Origin of the sequence: Azospirillum brasilense (assembly GCF_003349955.1) — a bacterium.
GTDB lineage: Bacteria > Pseudomonadota > Alphaproteobacteria > Azospirillales > Azospirillaceae > Azospirillum > Azospirillum brasilense_B.
Map to the genome: position 1 here is coordinate 1 of NZ_QLKQ01000055.1, position 24,387 is coordinate 24,387.

A 24,387-nucleotide genomic window follows, 5' to 3' on the forward strand; every position below is an offset into this window, starting at 1 on the left:
GTTGGGCGGGGCGGGAGGCTCTGCGGCACGAGCGCCATGCAATTCTGCACGACCGCGGCGCAGGCGCCCAGCGACGACGTCCGGTAGACCAACCGCTCGACGGCCCCGTTCCTCAAGGTGAAGGTCGCCTCGCACCGGTTGTCCACCACGTTGCCAGCGCTAGGAGGATAGTAGTCCCACGGGTCGTAGTCGAGCCCGCGATGGCGCCAGCCGGGATAGCCCCACGGATAGCCCCAGCCATAGCCCACCGGCGGGGGTGGCGGCGCGTAGTAATCGACGGAGCCCGTCCGGTAGGCGAAGAACTCCAGGGGGCCGCTGGCCGCCTGCCGGTGCGGCACCCCGGCGCAGGACAGCAGCGTTCCCTTGGGCATGCCGACCAGGGCGCTCTGGGCGGCCAGCGCGACGTCGGCCCTGGGGTCGGCGCACCCCGCCAGCCCCCCGGCCGCGGCAAGCAGAAGGACGGCGGCGGACCGCCGCAAGGCGTGTGGATGCGGGAGCACGGGCGGAGCCTCCTTCCCCGGGAACCTATCCCGGAAGAACAAGCCTCCACCCGTTTTTGATCCCACTCAGGCTATGGCCGGGCCGGGGATCAGGCGTCCCAGAAATGCGGCATGCCGTCCGACGCCGTGTAGCCGCTCTGGCCGATGAGTGCCCAGTCCAGGTCATGGATGCCCATGGCCAGCGCCGGGGAGTTCGGCTGCAGCGAGTAGTCGCCCCAATAGGGGTTGTTGAACAGCGGCTTGCCCGTCACGTCGTTGTCGCCGTAGCGCGGCACGTTGTAAACGAGGTTGCGGTCGATCACCGGATTCCCGGCGGTCAGCAGTTCCATGTAGTCGTCCAGCGGCAGGGTCCCGCTGACGAGGTTGCCGGTGATGGTGTTGTTGCGCGGCAGGCCGGGGTCGCCGTGCTTGGGCGCCCAGCCGACGCGGATGAACTCCTCCGCGTTGCTGGCGATGATCGAGAAGTTGTTGGTGACGAGGTTGTTGTCGCCGCCGTGGATGTGCACCCCGGCCAGCCCGGTGTCCTTCAGGAAGTTGCCGGTCACCGTGACGCCGCCGGCCATGTCGTCCAGATAGATGCCGAAGCCCTTGTGGTTGGTCAGCCACTGGTCGGTGTTGCTGGTCGCCAAGCCGCCGACATGCTCCACCCAGTTGCCGCGGATGATCGTTCCGGTGTCGACGCTGGACCGGCCCAGCACCTCGATGCCGCCGCCGTCCGCCGTCTCCAGGTTGGTGTTGGTGACGCGGTTGTACTCGATGACGTTGTTGCGGTTGATGTTGGTGGAGTCCCAGTTCTTCAGCGAGATGCCGTAGCGCGCGCTGGAGTCCACGTCGTTGTGGGCGATCAGGTTGTTGTCCACCCCGGTGCCGATGATCCCGGCCACGCCCTTGCGCACCTCGCCGACGTGGGAGATGTCGTTGGCGTAGATGGTGTTGCCGTTGCTGCGCCCGTCCAGCTCGATGCCGTTGACCGCCAGATGCTCCAGCGTGTTGCCGCCCACCAGGTTGTTGGAGGACGCCGCGGTCAGCTTGATCGCCGTGCCGACGTTGAGGAAGCTGTTGTTGCCGATGCTGTTGCCCGACGCCCCCTTCAGCTCCACCGCGTAGCCCCAGGTGGTGGTGTTGGTGAAACCCAGCCCCTCGATGGTCACATCGCTGCTGCCGGTCAGGCGGATCAGCGTGCCCAGCCGGGCCACCTCGACGCCGTCCTGCGCCAAGGTGGCGGGATGGTCCGGCTTGAACACCAGCGACTTGTCCGAGGCGCGCCACGCGAACTCGCCCGCCTGGTCGACGAAGGACGGGTTGTTCAGCAGCTTGTAGGTGGTTCCCTCGGCGAAGGGCAACGAGGTGCCGTTCTTCAACGTGATGGTGCGGGTGGCGTCGTTGACTCCGGCGATCTCGGTCAGCGTGTCGGACAGCCGCTCGGCGTCCATCAGCTGGATCTTCATGCCGGGAATGATGTCCCCCGACGACATGTCGCCGGTGTGGTAGCGCACCGACCAGCCGCTGGGGCCGTTGCTGGCCGCGTCGGCGAAGTACCAACCGGTGGTGGTCGGGTTGTCGGCGTCGACGATGCCTTTGCTGGCCAGGGTCTGGCGCACCCCGCCGATGGTCAGGTCGAGGTCGGTGGCCTGCGACAGCTTCGCGGAATAGATCCCGTTGCCCTCGCTGACGAAGTTCGTGACCTTCTCCGCCCCGTTCAGGACCGGAGTCTCGCCGGGATAGTTGCGGAAGCTGTGGCCGTTGTCGGCGCTGGTCAGCTCCAGCGTCTTGGTCAGGCGGTAGGTGCCTTCGCGCACATAGGTGGTGTCCACGTCGCTGTCGCGCATGGCGTCGCGGGCGCGCTCCAGCGAGGCGAAGGGGCCGTCGGTGCCGTCGGCGTTGGGCGCGGACAGCTTGCCCGACCACGTATCCTTGCCGTTGGCCGCGACGTAGAAGGCCGGGCCGGTCGGCGGCGCGGGGGGCGGCTCGGCCGCAGGCTGGAACAGCGACGCCGGGGCGTCCACGTTCAGAGCGCCGCCCCAGAACAGCCCCTCCTGCCCCTTCACCACGTCCTTTCCATCCACCGCGCCCTTGTCATAGGTGACGATGGGGTCGGTCGCCGCGACGGTGTGGCCGTTGATCGACACCGACTTGACGAACAGGTTGCGGTCCTGCCCGTTCACCACGGAATCGTTGTCGTAGTGGATCTGGATCTTGTGGGCTTCCTTGGCGTCCAGATCGACGGTGAAGCGGAAGGGCTGCGGGTCGCCGGAGGTGGCGCGGCCCTCGCCGACCACCTTGCCGTCGACCAGCAGCTTGAAGTGCGGCGGCACCCCGCCGGCCGACTGGCCCCAGGCGTTGACGACGATGTCCGTCGGCGTCAGCTTGGCCGGCGGTGGCGGGGGCGGCGGCGGGACGTAGGGGCCGTCGAAATACTCCTCCGGCACGCCGAAGGTCAGGGCACCGCCCCAGAACAGCCCTTCCTGGCCCGCGACCACGAACTTGCCGTCCACCGGACCCTTGTCGTAGGAGGCCATCGGGGAGGTCGATTTGATCTCCTGCCCGTCGATGGTGATGCCCTGGACGAACAGGTTGCGGTCCTGGCCGTTGACGGTGGCGTCGTTGTCGTAGTGGATCTGGATCTTGTGGGCCTCGTGGGGGTCCACATCGACCTTGAAGGTGTAGCCGGTCGGGCTGGTCGCGCTGACCCAGGCGTCGCCGACCACCTTGTCGTCCACCAGCAGCTTGAAATGCGGCGGCGTGCCGTTGGCGGCGGCGCCCCAGGCCTTCACGACGATCTCGGTCGTCATGGTGGCCGGCGCCTCCGGCTCGGGCTCCTGCGCGCTGGCGAACATGGTCTTGGGCAGATCGACGTTCAGCGCGCCGCGCCAGTACATCTCCGTCTGCCCGGCGATGACGTTCTTGCCGTCGATGTCGCCGGTGTCATAGGTCACCAGCGGGTCGATGCTGAGGATCGGTTTCCCGTTCACCTCGAACGACTTGACGAAGAGATTGCGGTCCTCCCCGTTCACGAAGCCGTCGTTGTCGTACTGAAGCTGAAGCTTGTGGGCCTTGTCGGCCGGAACGCGGGCGTTGAAGGTGTAGCGGCCCAGCGACGCCGACGCGACGGTCGCCTGCCCGATCTCAACCCCATCCAGCCGCAACACGAAATGCGGCCATTTTCCGCCAGCGGGAGCGCCCCAGGCGTTCACCGTGAAGGTGACGTCCATCAGTTCGGTAGTTTCGGCAGCCATCTCGGACCTCATGGAACTCTAGACCAATGTCTTAGCCCAAAGGTTGAGGTGCCCGGCTTAACGGAAAAATAAGAATCGTGGTAAAGATTTTACTAACGACGCCGATTCCTGTGACATAAACTGGCAACTTCAGCCGAACAAAACCGTTTTCACATTAAAAAGAAAGTCTACGTATCGACAAAAATGTTTACTTCTTGCCGAGCTTGAGCTTGGCCCCACGCCTGACGGCACATCTCACTTATCAGTTACTTCTGCTTGTCTCCCAAGGACGTGTGGGAGGATGGTTCGCCTTCCTGTTGACCGGCGGTCAAGTTGCCGACTGCACCGCCGCCGACCGTCTGCTCGACCCGATGCGCGCCACCGATCTCCCGCACGGCGACAAGGGATACGACAGTGCCGCTGTTCGCCGGAAGATCGAAGAGGCGGGGGCCGCGCCCAACATCCCGCCACGCGCCAACACGCGCTGGAAAACTGCTTTTCTCCCTGCCTCTACCGGAACCGCAACGTCATCAAGCGCGTGCTCGGACGCCTCAAGGATTTCCGGCGCATCGCCACCCGGTACGACCGGTCCGCCGCCAGCTTCATGACCGCCATCCACATCGCGGCAACCACCGCCTGCTGGTTATGAGTCCCGGCCCCAAGCCGAATGGCCTCCGACAAACCCGGCACAATTCAGCCCGAGCGTCGACTTGACCGTCGTCTGAGCTGCGCACGATAATCGGATATAGATCGCTCCTCTTCGTTCCGAGGCGCCAGACAACACATCCAGATCCCAGACAACACATCCAGATCATTGTGTCGCAGGCACCGACCGGCGGAAATCCCGAAGGAGCCTATGACAAACGCGGAATGAACCGATGACCGACACGCCACACGTAAGCAATGCCTTCCAAACGTTTATGAAAGAAGCACCGGCCCACCAGCAGGCGTGGCTCGAAGCGGTGAAAAAGCTGGGGGTGGCCTCCGCCCTGGACGCCAAAACCGCTGCGCTCGTCTACATCGGAATTCTGTCCGCCGCCCGTCTTGAGAGCGGTCTGCCCTTCCATGTCGCCGAAGCCAAGCGATTGGGCGCCACGCGCGACGAGGTCGTCAGCGCCGTGCTGGCGGGTCTTCCCGCGGTCGGCAACGCCGTGATCCAGGCTTTGCCGGTCGCGACAGCGGCTTACGATCGCAGTTAGGCGACACGGGTGGGACTATCTGGCGGGAAATCCAGTCGTTGAGCGCCATCGGCGCAACTTGCGGGGCCGGCGCGGTCAGGGGTGTGCCGGGCGCCCGCACCAAGCGTCCGCACGCCCGCGCCGCGCTCCCTCAGGAAGCCACCCTTGCCGGGTTGAGGGTGCCGTTTCAAAAGCGCAGCCAGTGCCGGCTTATGAACGGAACATCCCGCACCCCGGCCCCCGGCGTCACGAGCCTCGCCGACAGACGCTCTCGGTGAGGCGCGCGAAGGCGAGCATGCCGGGATCATCCATGCCGACGCTCTTGTCGGCATACATGCGGGCTCGTCCCATGCGGCACGGTTCATTCCGGAAGCGGACAAGCGCTTCGTCGCAGGCGGCGACCGCTCGCGCACGGACGGCCGCCTGATCCCCGGCGCCGGCCAGGGCCGAAGAGACCGCATCGAGCGCATCGACCACGGTCTTGTCCCCAAGCTTTGCGCCGCCGCGCGCCATGATGGCATCGCGCGCCTGTTCGAGAAGGGAGGCCAGTTCGCTCCAGGGGATGTCGGCCCGCCCCCTCGTCCTCTTCGACAGTGTCAGGAGCCCGGTCGCGAACAAGGTGCCGAGGCTCGATCCCGTGGCGGAGGCCGCGGCCCTGGCGAGGATGCCCAGGCTCACCCCGACATCCTCAATCTCGTCCATCCGCTGCTCGGCCATGACATCCAGAACCCGGCGCAACATGCCGCCGGTGTCCCCGTCGCCGAGCCGGGAGTCGGCCGCGTTGAGTTCCTGTTCAAGGGTTGCCATGCGCGCGTGCGCAAGCGCGACACCGGCGGCGATCTGCGTGACGGTCAGACCCATGGTCAACCAACCTTCCAGAAGGGGCAGGACGCCGGAGCGGCGAGAAGCCGTTCCAGCTCATCGTCGAGGAAGCAAAGGCTGAGCGAGACGCCGGCCATTTCCATCGAGGTCACGTAAGGCCCGACCAGGGGCTGGACGACCGCCAGCCCGGCCTTGTCCAGCCGTTCCGCGATGCGCCGGTAGAGGATGAAAAGCTCTTCCAGGGGGGTGGCGCCGAGGCTGTTGACCAGGACCGACACGCGGTTTCCGCTTCCTTCGGGACGTTCCGCCAGGAGGCGGTCGACCATCTCGTCCGCGACGGCATCCGCCGGCTTGAGCGTGTCGCGCCAGATGCCGGGCTCGCCATGGATGCCGATGCCCATTTCCATGTCGCCTTGGGCGATGCGGAACGACGGCTCCGCCGCACCGGGGATCTGGCAGGACGAAAGGGCGCAGCCGATGGTCCGCGTCCGCTCCACGGCCTTCGCCGCCGCCGCGGTCACCTCGGCCAGCGAGGCGCCCTCGTCGGCCCGGGCGCCGGCGATCTTGTAGGCGTAGACGATGCCGGCGACGCCGCGCCTCTTGCTGCGTTCTTCGGGGGCGGCGCTGGCGATGTCGTCGGTGCCGAGCACCGTGCTCAGTTCCAGGCCCTCGTCCTCGAGGAACTCTCCCGCCATGTCGAAGTTCATGCGGTCGCCGCCGTAATTCCCGTACAGGCGCAGGACACCGCGCCCACCGTCCGCCGCCTTGATCGCGGCCATGCAGGAATCCACGGTGGGGCCTTCGAAGACGTTGCCGATCGAGCAGGCGTCGACGAGTCCCGGACCGACATAGCCGGTGAACAGGGGCAGGTGTCCGGACCCGCCGCCGGTCACGACGCCGACCTTGCCCGCCCGGGCGCCTTCGGCGCGGCGGATCACCCGGCCCGCCGGTCCGTCGCGCATGAGCGACGGATGGGCGGCGCACAGCCCGTCGAGCATTTCGTCCACATAGTGCGCGGGATCGTTGATCAGCTTCTTCACGATGGAGTCCTCCCGTTGCGCCGCGTCCGCGCGCCATGGCAGCCCGCCGCGCTCCGGCGCGTCGGTCGCTGAAAGGGCTCGATGGCCGGATGCAGGCTTGTGGGGCTTGGGGCCGGACGCCGGGGGCCGGCCCCGCCCGTTACGTGATGGGTGCGTTGGGTGCGGGCGCCGCGGCGCCGTCACCGTTGCTGTAGCCCAGCTGGAGCGAAATCGACTCCGCGTGGCTCATGACGACCGGGGCGAGGCTCTGCACCCGTTCGTGCGTCATGCGCGTGGCGGGGCCGCTCACGCTCACCGCGGCGAAAACATGCCCGCTGGTGTTGCGGATCGGCGCGGCGACGCAGCGCACGCCGATGTCGATCTCACCGTCGTCGATGGCGTATCCGCGCTGGCGGATCGCCGCCAGGTCCTCCCTCAGCCGGTCGGGATCGGTGAGGGTGTTGCGTGTGTAGGCCGGGAGCCCAACCCCAAGGACGCGGTCGATGACCAGGTCGGATTGGAAGGCCAGGGTCGCCTTGCCGACACCGGTGCAATGGCAGGGCGATGCCTCCATGGTGGTCGTCGCGTTGTTCGAGCCGGATCGGCCCCCTGCGCCCCGCTCGATGAAGACCATCTTCATGCCGTCGAAGACGCACAGGTGGACGGTCTCCCGCGACAGGGCGCTGAGCGCGTCCACATACGGCTTCGCCACGCGGTGCACGTCCATGTTGGCCAGAACGATCGATCCCAGCTCGAAGAGCTTGATGCCGAGCCGGTACTCGTCGCGGCTGTGGTCCTGTTCCAGGAAGCCGATTTCCTTGAGCGTCAGGATAAGGCGGTGCGCCGTGCTGCGCGGAAGCTTGGTCCGGCGGGCCACGTCGGCGAGCGACAGCCGGCGGTCCACGGTGGAAAAACATTCAAGGACGCTGAGCATCTTTCCAGCTGACTTGATGTTGTTCGTCTTCAAGAATGCCTGTTCCTTCTGCTCCCCTGCCGGGCAGGCGTACCGGGCGTGGTCGTGGAGCCCGGTTCCGCCCGCTTCAGGCGCAGGGCGGAGCAAAGATCGGCCAACCGGCCCTCCGGGGTCAAGTCGTGTCGACGCGCTCATCGTCCCTCCCTGGCGTCCCTCCCTGGGGATGTCACCCCCGCAAGCGCGCCTGCGAGGGTGGCCGGCATCCCGTGGCTTCGGCTGACGCCGCTATTCCGCCGCGGCCGTCGTCGGCGAGGCCTCGTAACGAAGCACCTCCCGCAGGGCGGCATCGATGCGCGCCTTCTGCGCCTCGGTGGCGGCGGGCATCGGCTGGCGCGGGACGCCGACCTCGCATCCCTGCCGGCTGAGCGAATGCTTGACGCACCCAGGCAGGTTGTCGCCGTTGATCGTGTTCCAGAAGGTCAGCAGACTCCGGTGGATTTCCAGCGCGCGCGGATGGTCGCCGGCCTGCACGGCGTTCCACAGCGCGACGGTCACGCCGGGCACCGCGGCCGGGTTCGCCGCGATGGTGCCATGGGCCCCCAGCGCGAAGGACGGGTAGAGGAGCGCGTCGACCGCCGTGAAGACGAGCTTGCCCGGCACCTGCTGGTTCAGCAGATCGGCCATCAGCTTGAGATCGCCCGCGCTCTGCTTGACGCCGATGACGCTGTCGATCTCCGTCATGATGCGCACCAGGAGCGACGGCGACAGGTAGTTCCAGGGCACCACGTTGTAGATGACGATCGGCACCTGCGTCTCGCCCGCGAGCGCGCGGAAATGCGCCAGCGTCGCGTCCTCGTCGGGTTTGAAGACGTAGTGGACGGGCGTCACCTGCAGGGCCGCCACCGGCAGGTGCGCCATGGCCTTGGCCTTGGCGATGGCGTCGCGGGTGCTGTTGACGATGATGCCCGCCACGACGGGAACGGCGCCGTCGACCTCCTCGCAGGAAATGGCGACGAGACGGGTCAGCTCCTCGGTCGAAAGGGTATGCCCCTCGCCGGTGCTTCCTCCGACGCAGACGCCGTGGACGCCCTTTTGCAGCATGAACCGCACCTGGGCGCGGAACGCCGCCTCATCGATCTCCCCGTCGGCCGTGAACGGCGTGACCAGGGGGGGGATGATGCCGCTCAGCGATGTTGACATTTGGACGTTTCCTCTTTGTTTGTCCCACAATGCGGTATTTACGTTCAGCGCTCATAACCTGCCAACGCCTTTTGTCGTTGTCAATGCTGGTTGTAAAGGTATGTTCGCTTGACGAACATCCCGTATCGTGGGATACGACAGAAAAGGCAGGGCATCGAACCGCCCTGCGGCATGTCTTGGAGGAGACGCTCATGATGGGACTGGCCATAGGCCGGCTCGGCCGCGGGACGGCGGCCGCCGTTGCCATGTTGACGTGCTTTGCGGGGGCCGCTCCGGCTCTTGCCGAATGGCCCGAGCGGCCGGTGACGCTGATCGTCATCGCCGGGGCCGGAGGCGGCAGCGACTACACGATGCGTCTGCTCGCCAGGGAACTCGAAGCCAATCTCGGCCGCCCCTTCACCGTCGTGAACCAGCCTCAGGCGTCGGGCGTCGTCGGGATGACGACCTATACGACGGCCAAACCCGACGGCTACACGCTTGGCCAGATCGCCCCGTTCGCCCAGTACAGGCTGCTGGGCCAAGCCGATTTCACATCGGCGAGCTACACCCCGATCGCCCAGTTCAACGCCGATCCCGCGGCGGTGCACGTTGCGCAGAATTCCCCGCTGAAGAGCGTGGCGGACATCGTGGCCAAGCTGAAGGCGGACCCCGGCTCGCTCCGCATCTCGTGCGGCGGCACGTGCAATGCCAGTTGGGACATTCCCTTCATTTCCCTGCTTCTCGACCAGGGCGTCGATGTCAAACGGCTCCATCTGATTCCCGCCGCCGGGTCGGCGGCAGGACTGCAGGAACTGGCCTCCGGCGGCGTCGATGTCGTGCTGTGCTCGCTTCCCGAGGTCGACGCGCTGCGCGACGCGGGCCGGGTCCGCAGCATCGCCGTGATGAGCGACACGCGCGTTGAGGGCTACCCGGACGTCGCCACCGTCGGCGAACAGGTCGGGAAGCCGTACAGCGGCGGCACCTGGCGCGGTCTGGCCGGCCCCCCCGGCATGGACCCCGCGCTGGTGGCGCGGATCGAATCCGCGGTGAAGGACGCGTTCGAGAGCGACCGATTCCAGCGCGAGATGAAGGCGCGCCGGTTCGGGGCGGCCTGGCTGGGGCGGACCGAGCTGAAGGCCTTCATGGAGCAGCACGAGCAGGAGACCGCACGCGCGATCAACGCCGTCGGGTACAACAAGTAAGACATCGATCCGATGGCGTGCGCGCCTCGGACGGCAACGGGAGGGAAATCCATGCGCATCAGCGTTCTTGCATCCGTTCTGATGGCTTTCGCCGGTCTGGCCGGCACGGCGCAGGCCGACTATCCCGAGCGCCCGGTCACCATCATCGTTCCGGCGGCGGCCGGCGGGGGCGGCGATACGACGACCCGCATCCTGGCGCGCGAACTGAAGGACATCCTTGGGCAGCCGATCACCATCGTCAACCAGGGTCAGGGCGGCGGCGTGGTTGGCCTGACCGCGATCAAGAACGCCACGCCGGACGGCTACACCGTCGGGTTGCTCTTCCCGTACGCCGGGTACAAGGCGACGGGACAAGCCGACTTCTCGGCCAAGGACTTCACGCCGATCGCCAACTTCAACGGCGATTCCTCGTCCCTCCTGGTCGGTTCCGGGTCCCGCTTCAAGGACCTGAAGACGGCCCTGGAGGCGATCAAGGCCGCCCCGGGCTCCTTCAAGGTCCATTGCAGCGGCGGCTGCGGCAGCGTGTGGGACATCCCGGTGGCCGGCATGATGCTCGACTATGGGATCGACGTCGCCGCGATCAAATGGGTGCCGGGCCAGGGCGCGGCACCCGGCCTCATCGAACTCGCCGCGGGTGGCGTGGATTTCCAGACCGCTTCCCTGCCGGAGGCGTCCGCCCTGATGTCGGCCGGCCGCGTGCGTCCCCTGGCCGTTCTGAGCCCCGAGCCGGTGCCCGGTTTCCCCAACGTGGCCACGACCGCGCAAACCATCGGCGTCGCCGTCGATGGCGGAACGTGGCGGGCCATCGGCGGTCCGGCCGGAATGCCGGCCGATGTGGTCGCGAAGCTGGACGCCGCGGTCGCCAAGGCGACGCAGAGCACGGCGTACAAGGACGCCATGGCGAAGGCGAATTTCGGGGTCAAGTACCTCAACGGCAAGCAGCTTGAGGAGCTGATGCTGCGGCACGAGAAGGACACCGCCCGCGTCATGGACGCCCTTGGCTACGGCAAGTGAGCGGCGGGGGGCCGGGCAAACCATGCATTCCTTCTGACGGTGAAGGCTACCCGCCATGAAAGTTCAAGACGTCCTCGTCGGCCTGTTCTTCATCGCGATCGGCATCCTGATGATCGAGTACGCGGCCGACCTGAAGCCGCCGCGCCACCTCAAGTTCGGCCCCGGGTTCTTCCCGCTGATCATCGGTTCGGGGCTGATCCTCGTCGGCGGGATCATCGCGCTGCTCGGCCTCCGCACCTTGCGCACCGAACCCCTCTGGCACCGGCCGGAGTGGTCGCGGACCCGGCAGGGCTGGGTGCGGTTCTGCTCCATCCCCGCCGCGATCGCCCTCTACGTGCTGATCGTCGACGCGGCTGGGTTCCTGCTCACGGCCATTCTGGTGATGGTCCTCGTGCTGGCCGTATCCGGCGTGCCCCTGCGCCGTGGCGTGCCGGCGGGAGCCGTCACCGCCGTCGTGCTGACGGCGATCTTCGCCTCCGTGCTCCACGTCCCCCTGCCGTGGGGACCGCTTCAGACCATTTCGGGGTGGCTGCTATGGTGATCCTAACGGACGTTCTCGGCGTCCTGCTCGACGTCCACCTGCTGCTGGTGATCGTCGCTTCGGCCATCTACGGGCTGGTGCTGGGCGCGATCCCCGGCCTTACCGCGCTGATGGCCACGGCCCTGCTGGTGCCGGTCGTCATGTTCATGGAACCGGTGCCGGCGATCGCGGCCATCATCACCTCCTCCGCCATGGCCATCTTTGCCGGCGACATACCGGGCGCGCTCATGCGCATGCCGGGCACGCCGGCATCGGCGGCCTACACCGACGACGCGTACAGCCTGACCCGCGAGGGCAAGGCCGGGCTGTCCCTCGGCGCCGGCCTGTTCTCCTCGGTTCTGGGGGGCCTGCTGAGCGCCCTGGTTCTGACCCTGGCGGCTCCGAACCTGGCCGAACTGGCGCTTCAGTTCAGCAGCGTGGAGTATTTCTGGCTCGCCGTCCTGGGCCTCAGCTGCGCGACGTTCGTCGGCGGCTCGTCGTTGCTCAAAGGGGTGGCGGCCCTGCTGTTCGGGCTGGGGCTGTCGACCATCGGCATGGATCCGGTCTCCGGAACCCCCCGCTTCACCTTCGGCGTCACCAATCTGCTTGGCGGCCTCGGCCTGATTCCGCTGCTCATCGGCGTGTTCGCGATCTCCGAGCTTCTGCGCACCGTGACGCTTCCGCCAACCGACGAACGGCGGGCGCAAGCGGCGGTCGGCTCGGTCAGCGCCGGCATGGGCCGCCTGATGTGGCGACACCGCCGCGAGGTCCTGCGCGGAAGCACGCTGGGAACGCTCGTCGGCGCTCTGCCGGGGGCCGGCGCGGACATCGCCGCATGGATCTCCTACGCGGTCACCCGGCGGTCGCAAAAGGGCAAGGACCCGAACGCCCTCGACCAGAAGGTCGAACGCCTCGTTTCCGCCGGCGCGGCGAACAACGCCGCCCTGGGGGGAGCCTACATCCCGGCGACCGTGTTCGGAATCCCCGGCGACGCGATCACCGCCATCGTGATCAGCGTCATGTTCCTGAAGGGCCTCAACCCCGGCCCGACCATCTTCCTCAACAACCCGACGGCGATCTACTCGATCTTCGCGATCTTCTTCGTCGCGAACCTTCTGATGATTCCGCTGGGCATCCTGTGCATCCGCACCTTCGGCCTGATCCTGAAGGTGCCGAGGGCCTATCTGACGCCGATCATCCTGCTCTTCTGCATCGTCGGGGCCTTTTCGGTCGAAAACACGCTGTTCGCGGTCGGGATCATCGCCGTTGTCGGTTTGCTCGGCTATTTCATGGAAGCCAACGACATCCCCATGGCTCCGGCGGTCCTCGGCCTGATTCTCGGGCCTGTGATCGAGCAGACCTTCATGACGTCCATGCTGAAGAGCGGCGGAGAGGTGTCCGTGTTCTTCGACCGGCCGCTCGCCATCGCCCTCGCGGTGGTGACCCTCGGCTCCTGGGCGCTGGCGGGTGTCCTGAAGCTCGTGGACGCGGCCAAGGCGCGCCCTGTCCTGACGTGACGCGGTGCCGCTCCTTGTCGTGACCACGCGCGGATGACTCCCCGGGGCCCTCCGCGCTGCGGGTCCAGCAACCCCTGACAGGAACATGCCATGACGATGACGGGCGATCCGCCGTTCCTGCGACCCGTCTGTCACCAGGAGGTTCCGGCGGCGCTGCTGCCGGAAGCATCGCGGGTGGCACCTGTTGGCTTGCCGGGGCCGAAGCGCGCTACTATGCCGGAACCGACGACGTCGCCATGGCGGCGGGGTTCAACCCACGGCCGGGATGGCGGGCTGATCCGGCCAGAACGGCACAGCCAAAACGGCACAACGGGAGGGTGACGAGGATGAACTACCGCAAGCTTGGCCGCAGTGGCGTGAAGGTGTCGCCGCTGTGCCTTGGCGCCATGATGTTCGGCGGCCCCACCGACGAGCCGACGGCGGGGCGCATCATCGCGCATGCCGCGGAGGCGGGCATCAACTTCATCGACACCGCCGACGTCTACAACGAAGGCCGGTCGGAGGAAGTCGTCGGCCGCGCCGTGAGGAGCGACCGCGAGCGCTGGGTGGTGGCGACCAAGGTCGGCAATCCCACGGGTCCCGGTCCGAACCAGCGGGGCCTCTCCCGGCGCCGGCTGAACGTGGCGTGTGACGCGAGCCTCCAGCGTCTGAGCACGGATTGGATCGACCTTTACTATCTGCACCGCGAGGACCCCGACACCCCGCTGGAGGAGACCGTTGCCGCGCTGGGCGATCTGATCCGCGGCGGCAAGATCCGCGCGTTCGGCGTGTCGAACTTCCGGTCCTGGCGCATCGCCGAGATCTGCCGCCTGTGCGACCGCCTGGGCATCGACCGGCCGGTGGCCTGCCAGCCCTACTACAACGCCCTCAACCGCATGCCGGAGGTCGAGATCCTGCCCGCCTGCGGCCACTACGGCCTGGGCGTGGTCCCCTACAGCCCGCTCGCCCGCGGCGTGCTCACCGGCAAGTATCGCCCGGGGGATGAACCATCCGCCGACACCCGCGCCGGCCGCAAGGATCGGCGCATGATGAACACGGAATGGCGCCCGGAAAGCCTGGACATCGCCCAGGAGATCAAGCGCCACGCCGAAGCGCGCGGCATCACGCCGGGGCAATTCGCCGTTGCCTGGGTGCTCAACAACCGCTTCGTGACCGCTCCGATCGCCGGGCCGCGCACGGAAGAGCAATGGCACGCCTACCTCGGCGCACTGGATTATGCCTTCACCGCCGAGGACGAAGCGCTGATCGACCGGCTGGTGACGACCGGACACCCCTCGTCTCCAGGCTACAACGACCCTGCCTACCCCATCGAGGGCCGCCCCGTGCGAACCACCCCACCGCCCGCACCGTAGGCCACACCGGAAAGCCGCGCCGCGAAACGGGTCCGCTCGGCACGGCGGCGGCTGAAACGGGCGAACGTTGCGGAGAACCGTCACGTTCACGCTCCGCCGCCAAAGCGGTTGCATGGCCGATGGTTCTCCTTAAAATAGAGCGCCTTGTGACAGTCTCCCGCCCCGAGAGGATTCGTGAACCGCACCGCCGCATCAGCGCTGATTGCCGCACTCGTCACCGCCAGTTTTCCGGCACTGGCCCGCGATGAGCGCCTCATGTTCCCGGTGGAGGCGGCGCTCCGCACAGCCGCCGCCCAGGATAAGCTGGACAAGGGCGTGAGGCTCTATTTCGGTGGGCAGAAGCACCCCAAGCCGGCGGCCAACCTCGGCGAATGGGCGACCAACAAGAAGACCAACGCCTTCAACAAGTCCGATCAGGAAGCCTGTGAATGGGTCTTCCTCAGTGCCGTTCTGGAACTGCAGGAGCGCGCCCGCAAGCAGGGCGGCGATGCGGTGATCAACATCAAAAGCAATTACAAGAACACCGAGACGAACAGCAGCACGGAATACATGTGCGGCGCTGGCAACATCATGGCGGGCGTGGCGCTTAAGGGAACCGTGGTCAAACTGGGTGCCAAGAAATAGGGCGACCGTCATGGGCCTGGCGGCGGCAGCGGTGTCCGGACGGATTCGGAAGACGGGGAGCGAGCGATGCCGCGTCGGCTGATGCTGGCGGTGGCCTTTGCCGCGACGGTGCTGACCGGCGCCTGCACGGCCGATCCGCCGCCGCCATCGCCGGCCGTGACCGCCACTCCGGTGCTGACGGGCGAGGCGATGATCGCCGATGACGGCGCGCCGATACCGCTTCACAGCTGGCCGGCGGAGAGCCCGTTGCGGGCGGTGATCGTCGCCGCCCATGGCATGAACGATTACGGGCTTGCGTTCGATCGGCCGGCGCGGCTGTGGGCTCAGGCGGGCATCGCCACCTACGCCATCGACCAGCGTGGCTTCGGAAGGGCCATGGAGCGCGGTCGCTGGTACGGCGGCGAGCGCATGGCCGACGACATCGTCGCGCTGTCCCGGCTGGCGCGCGAACGCCATCCCGGCGTGCCCCTCTATCTGCTGGGCGAGAGCATGGGCGGTGCGGTCGTCGTGCTGGCGGCGGCGCGGGCGGAGCGGGGGCTGCTGTCCGGCATCGTGCTGTCCGCTCCGGCGGTCTGGGGCACCGGCTTCCGGGCGGCGGTGACTCTGGATGCGGCCATGATCCTCGGCTCGCTGGTGCCGGACATGACCGTGCCGCCGCTTCGGGTCGCCAACCCCTCCACCGACGACCCCATGGTTCTGCGGCGCATGCGCGAGGACCCTCTGATCATCCATCGGACGCGCTTCCAGACCCTGGCCGGCATCGTTGACCTGATGCATGACGCCCGCTTCGAGGCGCGCAAGGTGGAGGTTCCGGTGCTGCTGATGCTGGGCGACCTGGATGTGCATGTGCCGCGCGACGGGGTGGCGGCACTCGCCAGGTCCCTGCCGCCGGACACGCGCATCGCGCTCTACCCGAAAGGGCGACACCTGCTGATGCGCACGTTGGACGGCGACCGGGTGACGCAGGATGTGGCCGCGTGGGTGTCAGACACGCGGCGCCCCCTGCCGAGCGGCGCCGACGCGCGCGCCCAGGCATGCCCGGCCCTGATGACCAGGCCTCAGCGCGCCTGCCCCCCGCCCCGGCCGGTGCCCGCGCCGCCCGCCCGCAAGCCGGCCATCGACGGCAAGACCGGCAATCGCCTGCCCACCCCGGCCACCGCACCGCAAAATTGATGCACGCCTCTATCCACAACGTGACCCTGCCATGATAGGGTCCCCACTCGCCCCGCATGGCGTCCGGAAACGGCAGGACATGACTTCGAAGACCGGCATCCGCACGCTTTTCCTCATTCTCGCGACGGTCGCCGTGCTCGGCGGCTGCAGCCGCCGGCAGCCCATCTACCGGGTAACCGACCAGCCCATTCCGGCGGCATCGCGCACCCTGCCCGCCGCGGCGCTCCAGCGGACGATCATGGAGGCGGCGATCGACCGCGGCTGGTCCGCGGAGTGGAAGGCGCCCGGTGAGATTCTGGCGACGAAGGCATGGGAGGATCACGAGGCGGTCGTCGAAATCCGCTATTCGCAGGAAAGTTACACCATCGATCATGTGTCCACGACCAACCTGCGGGAGCGTGGCGAAACCGTTCATCACGCTTACAACAAGTTGGTGCGCGCGTTGCAAGACGAGATCGAACGGCGCCTGCGCCAAGCCGAACCCCGAGTCCCGCCCACGCCATGACGGAAACCCTGCGTGTCGCCATCCGCGACTGGTGTGCCTGGGCGCCGGAGCGCAGCACCCGCGCCGCGTGGCGGGACTGGGCGGGCGCGCCCGCCATGCCAGACGATGACCCGCCGCCGGCGCTCCCCATGATGCTGCGCCGTCGCGCCTCGCCCATCGGGCAGAAGCTGATCGCCGCCGCTCTGGCCTGCGGCGACGCGGCGCAGACGGCGCGTTACGTCCTCGCCTCCGGCCACGGGGAACTGGCGCGGACCGTCGGCATCATCGATTCGCTGCGGCGGGACGAGTTGCCGTCGCCGGCCGAGTTCAGCCTGTCCGTGCATCACGGTCTGGCCGGGCTGTTGTCCATCCACACCGGCAACCGCCGCGGCCACACGGCGCTGGCCGCCGGTCCCGACAGCTTCGCCTTCGGACTCCTGGAGGCCGCCGCCAGCCTGGCCGAAACCCCGTCGGAGCCGGTGCTTCTGCTCTACGCCGACGCGCCGATGCCCGACGAGTACGCGCCGTTCCACACCGCAGCCGACGAAGCCCTGCCCCTGGCGGTCGCCCTGGCGCTCGGCCCCGCGGATGGAGAGGGCGAGGGGCTTGCGCTGCGGTGCGCGCCGGCGGCCGGCGGGCCGGCCGCGGAGTCCACGGCGCTCGATTTCATGCGGTTCCTGCTGTCCGGAGCGCCCCGGGCAACCTCGCGCGGGGCGCGGCTCGACTGGGTGTGGCGCCGTGACGGCTAGGTTTCTGGACAGGCTGTGGCGGCGCGCGGCCACCGGATTCGCCTTCGCCTTCCTGTTCGGCGGCGGCGCGATCCTGGCGCCCACCGTCTTTCCGCTGGTGGCGCTGACCAGCCCGGCGGGCGCGGTCCGGCGCCAGCGCTGCCAACACCTCGTCCATCTGATCTTCCGCTTCTACATCCGCATGCTGCGCGTGCTGCGCGTCATCGACCTGAAGGTCGAGGGCGCCGAGCGCCTGCGCGACGGGCGTGGCAAGCTGGTGGTGGCGAACCACCCCTCGCTGCTCGACGTGGTGCTTCTGATGGCGCTGATGCCGCGCGCCCAGTGCATCGTGAAGAAGGAACTGTGGGAGAGCCGCTGGCTGGGCGGCATGGTGCGCGGCGCCGGTTACATCCGCAACGACCTCGAACCGGAGGCGCTGCTCGACGCCTGCCGCGCCGCGCTGGAGGCCGGGGACGGACTCATCATCTTCCCCGAAGGCACGCGCACCGTCCCCGGCGAGCCGGTCCGCTTCCGCCGCGGCTTCGCCAATCTGGCCACTCTGCTGGAAGCCGAGGTGCAACCGGTCACGATAACCTGCGATCCGCCCACGCTCATAAAGGGCGAAAAATGGTGGATGATCCCACCGCGGCGCCCGATTTTTCGCGTCATGGTAGGGGATCGTCTGGACGTTACGGGGTTGCTCGGCTATCAGTACCGCTCGCTGGCGGCCAGGAAGCTGGTGCGCAGCCTGGAAGATTATTTTGCGGAACGGTTGGCCGATGGAAAAGCTTGAACGTGAGTTGAAGGCTTTGATTGTTGACGCGCTCAAGCTGGAAGATATCGCCCCAGAAGAGATTGACAGCGAGGAACCGCTCTTTAATGACGGGCTGGGCCTCGATTCCATCGATGCACTGGAATTGGGGGTCGCGCTGCGCAAGGCTTACGGCATCAAGATTGAGTCGGTGACTGACGACGTGAAGCAACACTTTGCCAACGTGCGTTCTCTTGCCCTCTTCATTCAATCTCAGCGTGCGGAGTAAAGGCCATGCTGACGCCCGATGAGATTTATGCCCGCCTGCAGAGCTATCTCGAAGACATGTTCGAGGTTCCGCCCGAGAAGATTTCCCGCGAGGCGCGGCTGTTCGAGGATCTCGACCTCGACAGCATCGACGCGGTCGACCTCGTGGTGAAGCTGCAGGAACTGACCGGCCGCAAGTTCAAGCCCGAGGAATTCAAGAGCGTCCGCACGGTCGGCGACGTTCTCGACCGTGTGCATGCCCTCCTCCAGGAATAGGCTGCCCGCGTTCGGCGTCACGGCTCTGGTCGCCGTCGGGGCCCTCTATCCCGTGCTGGTCTATGGCGGGCGGGCTTCGGTGCCGCCGCTGGCCTTCGTGGCGGTGGCCCTGGCGCTGATCGGCGCGCGCATCGCCGTCTGCTCCTCGCCCGTGGCACGGGTCTGGCGGCTGCCGCTGGCGGCGGCGGCGGTGCTGATCGGCGCGCTCGCCGCGCTCGATGGCGCGCTGGCCGCCAAGGCCTATCCGGTGGCGCTCAGCCTCGGCACCGCGGCGGTGTTCGGCGCCTCGCTGCTGCGCCCGCCCAGCCTCGTCGAACGGTTCGCCCGTCTTCAGGAGCCCGACCTGCCGCCGGCGGGTCAGGCCTACTGCCGCACCGTCACCGTGGTGTGGACGGTCTGGCTGGTGTCGAACGCCGCCGTCGCCGGGGCGCTGGCCCTGTGGGGCAGCGACGAGGCGTGGGCGCTGTGGACCGGACTCATCGCCTACCTCGTCATGGGCCTGTTGTTCGGCGGCGAAGTCCTGGTCCGCCGTTCCATGCGCCGGAGGCGCGCCGGGGCATGACGGCCATCCCGCTTTCCCGCCTGTTCGCCGTGGGGCGGCCGGACGACGCGCCGGTTGCCGACGGCGTCACCTTCGCCCGCTTCCGCGCCGACGTGGCCGGCAACGCGGCGCGGCTGAAGGGATGCCGGCGCGGACTTCTGGTCGCGGCGGACGGTTACTGGGGTGCGGTTGGGTTGTTGGCGCTGCTGCACGCCGGCGCCGAGGTGACGATACCGCCCAACGCCCAGCCGGGAACGCTGTCCGCCCTGACCGCTGACGGGGCCATCCTGGTTGGCGGCGATCTCGGCAGCGATCTCGACGGCGATTTCGGCGGCAACCTGGAGCCGGGCGGCGCGGGGATGGTGTTGGCGCCGCTCGATCCCGAGACGCCGTTGAGTTTCTTCACCTCCGGCTCGACCGGCGAGCCGAAGCGGGTGGTCCGCACCCTCGGCATGCTGGAGGCCGAAGCGCTGGCGACCGAGACCGTGCTCGGACGGCTCGCCGGGCCAACCGCTCGCGTGCACGCCACGGTCCCCCACCAGCACGTCTACGGTCTGAACTTCCGCCTGCTGTGGCCGCTGGTCACCGGCCGCCCCTTCGCCCGCACCATGCACGAGCTGTGGGAGACGGCGCTGGCCGCGCTCGACGCGGAGTCCGTGCTGGTCACCAGCCCGGCGCACCTGACCCGGCTGGCGGGGATCGCGCCGCTGCCGCCGTCGCGGCGTCCGGCGCTGGTGCTGTCGGCCGGAGCCCCTCTCCCGGAACCGGCGGCGCGCGAGGCGGCGGCGATCTTCGGCACACCGGTCACCGAGATCTTCGGCAGCACCGAAACCGGAGCCATCGCCCACCGCCGCCGCGAGGCCGGCGATCCCTCCTGGCACCCGCTGCCCGGCGTCGTCGCCGGACGCACCCCCGATGGCCGCCTGCGGGTCGGGGCGCCCCATGTCGAGGGTGGGGAGCATGTCGGTTCCGACCTTGTGGAGATGGCCGGGGACGGCGGCTTCCGCCTTCTTGGCCGCGCCGACCGGATCGCGAAGGTGGAGGGCAAGCGCGTCAGCCTGCCGGAGGTGGAGGCGCAGCTGCGCCGGTCCCCCCTGGTGGCCGACGCCGCCGTGCTGACGCTGGAGCAGCTCTGCGCCGTCGTGGTGCCGAGCGCCGAGGGCGCGGCGCGCCTGACGGACATCGGCGCCTTCCGCTTCGGCCGCCTGCTGCGGCGGGAACTGTCCGCCGTTCAGGAACCCGCCGGCCTGCCGCGCCGCTGGCGCTTCGTGAGCCGTCTGCCGGATGGCGCGCTGGGCAAGCGTCGCCATGCCGACATCGCCGCCCTGTTCGAGGAGAGCGCCCTGCCTGAGATCGCCCCGCCTGAGATCGCCTTGCCTGAGATCGCCACACATCGGCCGACCGCCCCCGACGTCCGCGCCGTCCGGCCGCTCGCCGACGGGGTGGAGTTGGACCTCTTCATTCCCGGCGACCTTGCGCAACTCGACGGTCATTTCCCCGGAATGCCGATCGTGCCGGGCGTGGCGCAGATCGATTGGGCGGTGACCTTCGCCAACACCCATCTCGGCCTCGGGATCGAGGCGGCGCAGGCGTTCCAGGTGAAATTCCGGCGCGTCACCGTTCCGGACACGCTGGTGACGCTGGCGTTGCGCCACGCCCCGGCACGGCGGCGCCTGACCTTCGAGTACCGCTGCGGGGACGAGACGCTGTCCTCCGGCTCCATCGGCGTGGAGGGGATCGCCCCATGATTTCGGCAGAGGTCATCACCCGCGCGCAGTTCTACGACCTGGACCCCATGCAGGTGGTCTGGCACGGCAACTACGCCCGGTATCTGGAGCAGGCGCGCTGCGCGTTGCTCGACCGCATCGGCTACAATTATCCGGAGATGGCGTCGTCGGGATACGTGTTCCCCATCGTCGACCTCCATGTGAAGTACGTGCGGCCGATCCGCTTCGGCCAGTCGATCCGGATCACCGCCACGCTGGTCGAGTACGAGAACCGCATCCGCATCGACTACCGCATCCACGACGAGCCGGGCGGCGACTTGCTGACCAAGGCGCGCACCGTGCAGCTCGCGGTGAAGGAGGACGGGGCGGAGCTGTGCTTCGAATGCCCCGCGGTGTTCACGGACAAGGTGAGGGCTCTGCTGTGACGCGCATCGTCGTCTTCCTCCTGGCGCTGCTGGCCGCCTTCCCAGCGTTGGCCACCGAAACATTGAGCGAGGGACAGGTGCTGCGCGGCGCCTTCGTGCAGGAGCGTTTCCTCAAGGGCTTCCAGGCGCCGCTGAAGAGCGAGGGCCGCTTCGCCCTGGCGCCCGGCCGCGGGCTGATCTGGCGCACCGAAATCCCCTTCGCCGTCACCACCGTCATGAGCCCCGCCGGGCTCGTGCAGGAGGTGAAGGGCAACGAGACCATGCGCCTGCCCGCGGCGCGCCTGCCCTTCATGTCGAAGCTCTACACCATGCTGGGCGGCGCGCTGACCGGAGACTGGAAGGCGCTGGAGGACATGTTCGCGGTGGAGCGCGGGGGCGGCGCCGACGCCTGGACCCTCCACCTGACGCCGCGCCGGGCCGACGACCCGACCATGCCGATCCGCGCCATCGACGTGCGCGGCGGGCGGTTCGTGGACGAGGTGGAGATCGTCAAGCCCGATGGCGACCGCGACCGCCTGACCTTCCGCGACCAACTCCTGAAGGCGGAGCCGCCGACGGCGGACGAGGCGGCGCTGCTGGCCTCGGCGGGCCGTTCGTGAGACGGCTGGGGGCGCTGCTCTGGCTCGCGCTCGTTCTGCTGGCCAGCGGTTATCTCGCGCTGCGCCTTCACGACGGGCTGGGCTTCCGCACCGATCTGCTGGCCCTGCTGCCGCGCGAGGAGCAGGACCCCGTCCTGCAGCGGGCCAACGACGCGGTGACCAAGGCGCTGGGTCGCCGGGTGCTGGCCCTGGTCGGGCACGCCGACCGAGAAACCGCCCGCAAGGCGGCGACGACGCTTGGCGACGCGCTTCTGGCCACGGGGCAGGTGGAACGGATCGGCGAGGGCATCGACGTCGACCGGCTGAAGCGGCTGGGGGCTCTCTACTTCCCCCATCGCCAAAGCCTGCTCAGCGATGGCGACCGGGCGCTCCTGGCGGCCGGCAAGGGGGAGGAGGTCGCCACCCGCGCGCTGTCCCAGGCGTTCGGCTTCGCCGGGCTCGTCGACGCCGGGCTGCTGCGCAACGACCCGTTCCTGCTGCTGCCCTCCTTCCTCACCAACCTGCCCTTCCCGCTGTCGCGCCTCACCCCCGACGAGGGCATGCTCAGCGTCACCGAGAACGGCACGACCTGGGTGCTGGTCAGCGCCGTGCTTGCCGGCGAACCGTTCGAGCTGGACTTGCAGGACCGGCTGGTCGGCGCCTTCGACGCCGCCGTTCGGGACATGCCGGGCGTCACGGTGAAGCGGCTGGGCGCCGTGTTCTTCGCGCACGCCGGCTCCAAGACCGCGATCACCGAGGCGTCCACGCTCGGCACGCTGTCGCTGGTCGGCACCATACTGCTGGTGGGGCTGGCGTTCCGCCGGCCGGGGCCGCTGCTGCACAATCTGCTGGCCCTGGGCGTCGGGATGACGGTCGGGCTGAGCGGCAGCCTGCTGCTGTTCGGCGAGCTGCATGTGGCGGCGCTGCTGTTCGGGTCCAGCCTGATCGGCGTGGCGGTGGACTACAGCCTGCATTACAGCGCCAGCCTGTTCGACCCCTTGTCGGGAAGCCCGAGCGACCGGCTGCGCCACGTTCTGCCGGGCATCGCGCTGGGGCTGGTCACCACGTTGATCGGTTACGCGGCGCTGATGCTGGCGCCCTTTCCGGGGCTCCGGCAGATCGCCGCCTTCTCGATCATCGGGCTGGTGGGCGCCTTCCTGACGGTGGTGCTGTGGCTGCCGTCGCTCGACCGGGCGCGGCGGCTGACGCACGGCGCCTGGATGCTGCGCGCCGCGGCGGGCCTGTGGAGCTTCTGGGAGGCGCGGCGCTGGCGTGCCGTGCGCCTCGTTCTCGTGCTGGGCTGCGCGCTGGCCGGAGCGGTCGGGCTGGCGCGGCTGTCGGCGGACGACGATGTCCGGCGGTTGCAGGCGGTCTCCGCGGAACTGAAGCACGAGCAGGACGAGATCCAACGGCTGATCGGCGCCACCACCGCCGCGCAGTTCCTGCTGGTGCAGGCCGCGGACGACGAGGCGGCGCTGCGGCGGCAGGAGGACCTCGCCGCCACGCTGGCCGGGTTGAAGGCGAAGGGAAGCATCGCCGGCTACCAGATGCCGGCCGCCTTTGTGCCGTCCGCCCGGACGCAGCGGGAAAACCGTACGCTGGTCGCCACGGCGCTCGACGGTCCGCTGCTGGCGGCGCAGCGCGCCAGCCTCGGCCTGCCGCCGGCCGATCCGAATGATAAGGGGCCGAACAAGGCGCCGGAGGGGGTGTTGACCCTGGACGATGCGCTGGCGGCGGACAGCGTGCCGTTCCTGCGCGAACTCGTGCTCGGGCCGGGATTGCACGTGGTGGCCTTGCAGGGGCTGAGCGATCCGGACGCCGTGCGCGCCGCGGTGGCCGGCACGGCCGGCGTCCGGCTGGTCGATCCGACGGCGGACTTCTCGGCGCTGCTCGCCAAGTACCGGCACCGGGCGCTGCTGCTGACCGGGCTGGCGGGGCTGCTGATGCTGCCCGTGCTGATATGGCGCTACGGCTGGCGCGGGGGGCTGTGGGCGCTGCTGCCACCCGGGGCGGCGCTCATCCTGGCGCCCGCGGTGGTCGGGCTGATGGGCCAGGACTTCACCTTCTTCCATGCCATGGCGCTGGTGCTGATCCTCTCCATCGGCGTGGACTACGCCGTCTTCTGCGCGGAGAGCGGCGTGGAGGAGCAGCCGGTGACCATGCTGGCGGTGTGGCTGGCGACGCTGACGACCCTGCTGTCCTTCGGAATGCTGACCTTCAGCGCCGTGCCGGCGGTGCACAGCTTCGGCGTGACCATGCTGGTCGGAATCTCGATTGCCTTTCTTTTCGCACCGCTGGCCGCGCGCGGCACACGCCACAATGAAACCACAAACGATGCGCGGCTACTCTGATTGGTGTATGCTCTACGTCAGATTCGTTTCC

At 68.5% G+C, this 24,387-nt stretch carries 24 protein-coding genes and 1 pseudogene; 19 read left to right on the top strand and 6 right to left on the bottom strand.

What is annotated here, in order from left to right; translation table 11 throughout:
* Both DXK32_RS21725 and DXK32_RS21730 read right to left on the bottom strand, forming a co-directional pair.
* Positions 1 to 500: hypothetical protein (locus tag DXK32_RS21725; protein ID WP_114860455.1), on the bottom strand; the 500-nt coding region annotated here is incomplete at its 3' end.
* A gap of 89 nt (positions 501 to 589) precedes the next feature.
* Complete coding sequence (locus DXK32_RS21730; protein ID WP_114860412.1) at positions 590 to 3,736, bottom strand: carbohydrate-binding domain-containing protein; 3,147 nt, start codon at positions 3,734 to 3,736, stop codon at positions 590 to 592.
* 287 nt (positions 3,737 to 4,023) lie between these two features.
* On the opposite strand from DXK32_RS21730, the pseudogene DXK32_RS21735 reads away from it, so the two are divergent.
* Both DXK32_RS21735 and DXK32_RS21745 read left to right on the top strand, forming a co-directional pair.
* Positions 4,024 to 4,364 (top strand): annotated as a pseudogene (locus tag DXK32_RS21735) (transposase); the annotation flags it as partial.
* A 229-nt stretch (positions 4,365 to 4,593) separates the two neighbouring features.
* A complete protein-coding gene (locus tag DXK32_RS21745; RefSeq protein WP_114860414.1) occupies positions 4,594 to 4,914 on the top strand; it encodes a carboxymuconolactone decarboxylase family protein in 321 nt (106 codons plus the stop codon).
* Between the two features lie 225 nt (positions 4,915 to 5,139).
* On the opposite strand, the gene DXK32_RS21750 is transcribed toward DXK32_RS21745, so the two are convergent.
* The 4 genes from DXK32_RS21750 to DXK32_RS21765 all read right to left on the bottom strand — a co-directional run bounded on the left by DXK32_RS21750 (position 5,140) and on the right by DXK32_RS21765 (position 8,847).
* Entirely contained in the window at positions 5,140 to 5,754 is a 615-nt protein-coding gene (locus DXK32_RS21750; RefSeq protein ID WP_114860415.1) for a dihydroxyacetone kinase subunit L, read from the bottom strand.
* 2 nt (positions 5,755 to 5,756) lie between these two features.
* Complete coding sequence (locus DXK32_RS21755) at positions 5,757 to 6,755, bottom strand: dihydroxyacetone kinase subunit DhaK (RefSeq protein WP_114860416.1); 999 nt, start codon at positions 6,753 to 6,755, stop codon at positions 5,757 to 5,759.
* Positions 6,756 to 6,894: 139 nt separating this feature from the next.
* Positions 6,895 to 7,701 carry an IclR family transcriptional regulator gene (locus tag DXK32_RS21760; protein WP_114860417.1) on the bottom strand — a complete coding sequence of 269 codons (807 nt, stop codon included), beginning with the start codon at positions 7,699 to 7,701 and terminating at the stop codon, positions 6,895 to 6,897.
* Between the two features lie 231 nt (positions 7,702 to 7,932).
* A complete protein-coding gene (locus DXK32_RS21765; protein WP_114860418.1) occupies positions 7,933 to 8,847 on the bottom strand; it encodes a dihydrodipicolinate synthase family protein in 915 nt (304 codons plus the stop codon).
* A 191-nt stretch (positions 8,848 to 9,038) separates the two neighbouring features.
* Here DXK32_RS21765 and DXK32_RS21770 point away from each other — a divergent pair, with 191 nt between their 5' ends.
* The 17 genes from DXK32_RS21770 to DXK32_RS21845 all read left to right on the top strand — a co-directional run bounded on the left by DXK32_RS21770 (position 9,039) and on the right by DXK32_RS21845 (position 24,356).
* Positions 9,039 to 10,028, top strand: coding sequence for a Bug family tripartite tricarboxylate transporter substrate binding protein (locus DXK32_RS21770; protein ID WP_114860419.1), 990 nt, complete (start codon positions 9,039 to 9,041; stop codon positions 10,026 to 10,028).
* A gap of 51 nt (positions 10,029 to 10,079) precedes the next feature.
* Positions 10,080 to 11,042: a tripartite tricarboxylate transporter substrate binding protein gene (locus tag DXK32_RS21775; protein WP_114860420.1), complete on the top strand. Its 963-nt coding sequence runs from the start codon at positions 10,080 to 10,082 to the stop codon at positions 11,040 to 11,042.
* 55 nt (positions 11,043 to 11,097) lie between these two features.
* On the top strand, positions 11,098 to 11,583 hold the full coding sequence (locus tag DXK32_RS21780; RefSeq protein WP_114860421.1) for a tripartite tricarboxylate transporter TctB family protein: 486 nt from the start codon (positions 11,098 to 11,100) through the stop codon (positions 11,581 to 11,583).
* Positions 11,577 to 13,079: a tripartite tricarboxylate transporter permease gene (locus DXK32_RS21785; RefSeq protein ID WP_114860422.1), complete on the top strand. Its 1,503-nt coding sequence runs from the start codon at positions 11,577 to 11,579 to the stop codon at positions 13,077 to 13,079. Before DXK32_RS21780 ends, DXK32_RS21785 begins: the two co-directional genes overlap by 7 nt.
* 326 nt (positions 13,080 to 13,405) lie before the next feature.
* On the top strand, positions 13,406 to 14,431 hold the full coding sequence (locus tag DXK32_RS21790) for an aldo/keto reductase (protein WP_114860423.1): 1,026 nt from the start codon (positions 13,406 to 13,408) through the stop codon (positions 14,429 to 14,431).
* A 174-nt stretch (positions 14,432 to 14,605) separates the two neighbouring features.
* Complete coding sequence (locus DXK32_RS21795) at positions 14,606 to 15,055, top strand: excinuclease ABC subunit A (protein WP_114860424.1); 450 nt, start codon at positions 14,606 to 14,608, stop codon at positions 15,053 to 15,055.
* Between the two features lie 66 nt (positions 15,056 to 15,121).
* Complete coding sequence (locus DXK32_RS21800) at positions 15,122 to 16,228, top strand: alpha/beta fold hydrolase (protein WP_114860425.1); 1,107 nt, start codon at positions 15,122 to 15,124, stop codon at positions 16,226 to 16,228.
* Positions 16,229 to 16,307: 79 nt separating this feature from the next.
* Positions 16,308 to 16,733, top strand: a complete 426-nt coding sequence (locus DXK32_RS32300; RefSeq protein ID WP_162801299.1) for a hypothetical protein — start codon at positions 16,308 to 16,310, stop codon at positions 16,731 to 16,733.
* Complete coding sequence (locus DXK32_RS21805; protein WP_162801300.1) at positions 16,730 to 17,461, top strand: beta-ketoacyl synthase chain length factor; 732 nt, start codon at positions 16,730 to 16,732, stop codon at positions 17,459 to 17,461. Before DXK32_RS32300 ends, DXK32_RS21805 begins: the two co-directional genes overlap by 4 nt.
* Complete coding sequence (locus DXK32_RS21810) at positions 17,451 to 18,233, top strand: lysophospholipid acyltransferase family protein (protein WP_114860427.1); 783 nt, start codon at positions 17,451 to 17,453, stop codon at positions 18,231 to 18,233. The genes DXK32_RS21805 and DXK32_RS21810 overlap by 11 nt, the downstream gene beginning before the upstream one ends.
* Entirely contained in the window at positions 18,220 to 18,480 is a 261-nt protein-coding gene (locus DXK32_RS21815; RefSeq protein WP_114860428.1) for a phosphopantetheine-binding protein, read from the top strand. The genes DXK32_RS21810 and DXK32_RS21815 overlap by 14 nt, the downstream gene beginning before the upstream one ends.
* A gap of 5 nt (positions 18,481 to 18,485) precedes the next feature.
* The gene (locus DXK32_RS21820; protein WP_104675341.1) at positions 18,486 to 18,734 is read left to right on the top strand and encodes an acyl carrier protein; all 249 of its coding nucleotides are present in this window, start codon (positions 18,486 to 18,488) and stop codon (positions 18,732 to 18,734) included.
* Entirely contained in the window at positions 18,715 to 19,296 is a 582-nt protein-coding gene (locus tag DXK32_RS21825; protein ID WP_205215792.1) for a hypothetical protein, read from the top strand. Before DXK32_RS21820 ends, DXK32_RS21825 begins: the two co-directional genes overlap by 20 nt.
* Positions 19,293 to 21,023 carry an AMP-binding protein gene (locus DXK32_RS21830; protein WP_114860429.1) on the top strand — a complete coding sequence of 577 codons (1,731 nt, stop codon included), beginning with the start codon at positions 19,293 to 19,295 and terminating at the stop codon, positions 21,021 to 21,023. The genes DXK32_RS21825 and DXK32_RS21830 overlap by 4 nt, the downstream gene beginning before the upstream one ends.
* A complete protein-coding gene (locus tag DXK32_RS21835; RefSeq protein WP_114860430.1) occupies positions 21,020 to 21,427 on the top strand; it encodes an acyl-CoA thioesterase in 408 nt (135 codons plus the stop codon). The genes DXK32_RS21830 and DXK32_RS21835 overlap by 4 nt, the downstream gene beginning before the upstream one ends.
* Positions 21,424 to 22,026: a LolA family protein gene (locus DXK32_RS21840; RefSeq protein WP_114860431.1), complete on the top strand. Its 603-nt coding sequence runs from the start codon at positions 21,424 to 21,426 to the stop codon at positions 22,024 to 22,026. The genes DXK32_RS21835 and DXK32_RS21840 overlap by 4 nt, the downstream gene beginning before the upstream one ends.
* A complete protein-coding gene (locus DXK32_RS21845) occupies positions 22,023 to 24,356 on the top strand; it encodes an MMPL family transporter (RefSeq protein WP_114860432.1) in 2,334 nt (777 codons plus the stop codon). The genes DXK32_RS21840 and DXK32_RS21845 overlap by 4 nt, the downstream gene beginning before the upstream one ends.
* The last annotated feature ends 31 nt before the right edge of the window (positions 24,357 to 24,387 follow it).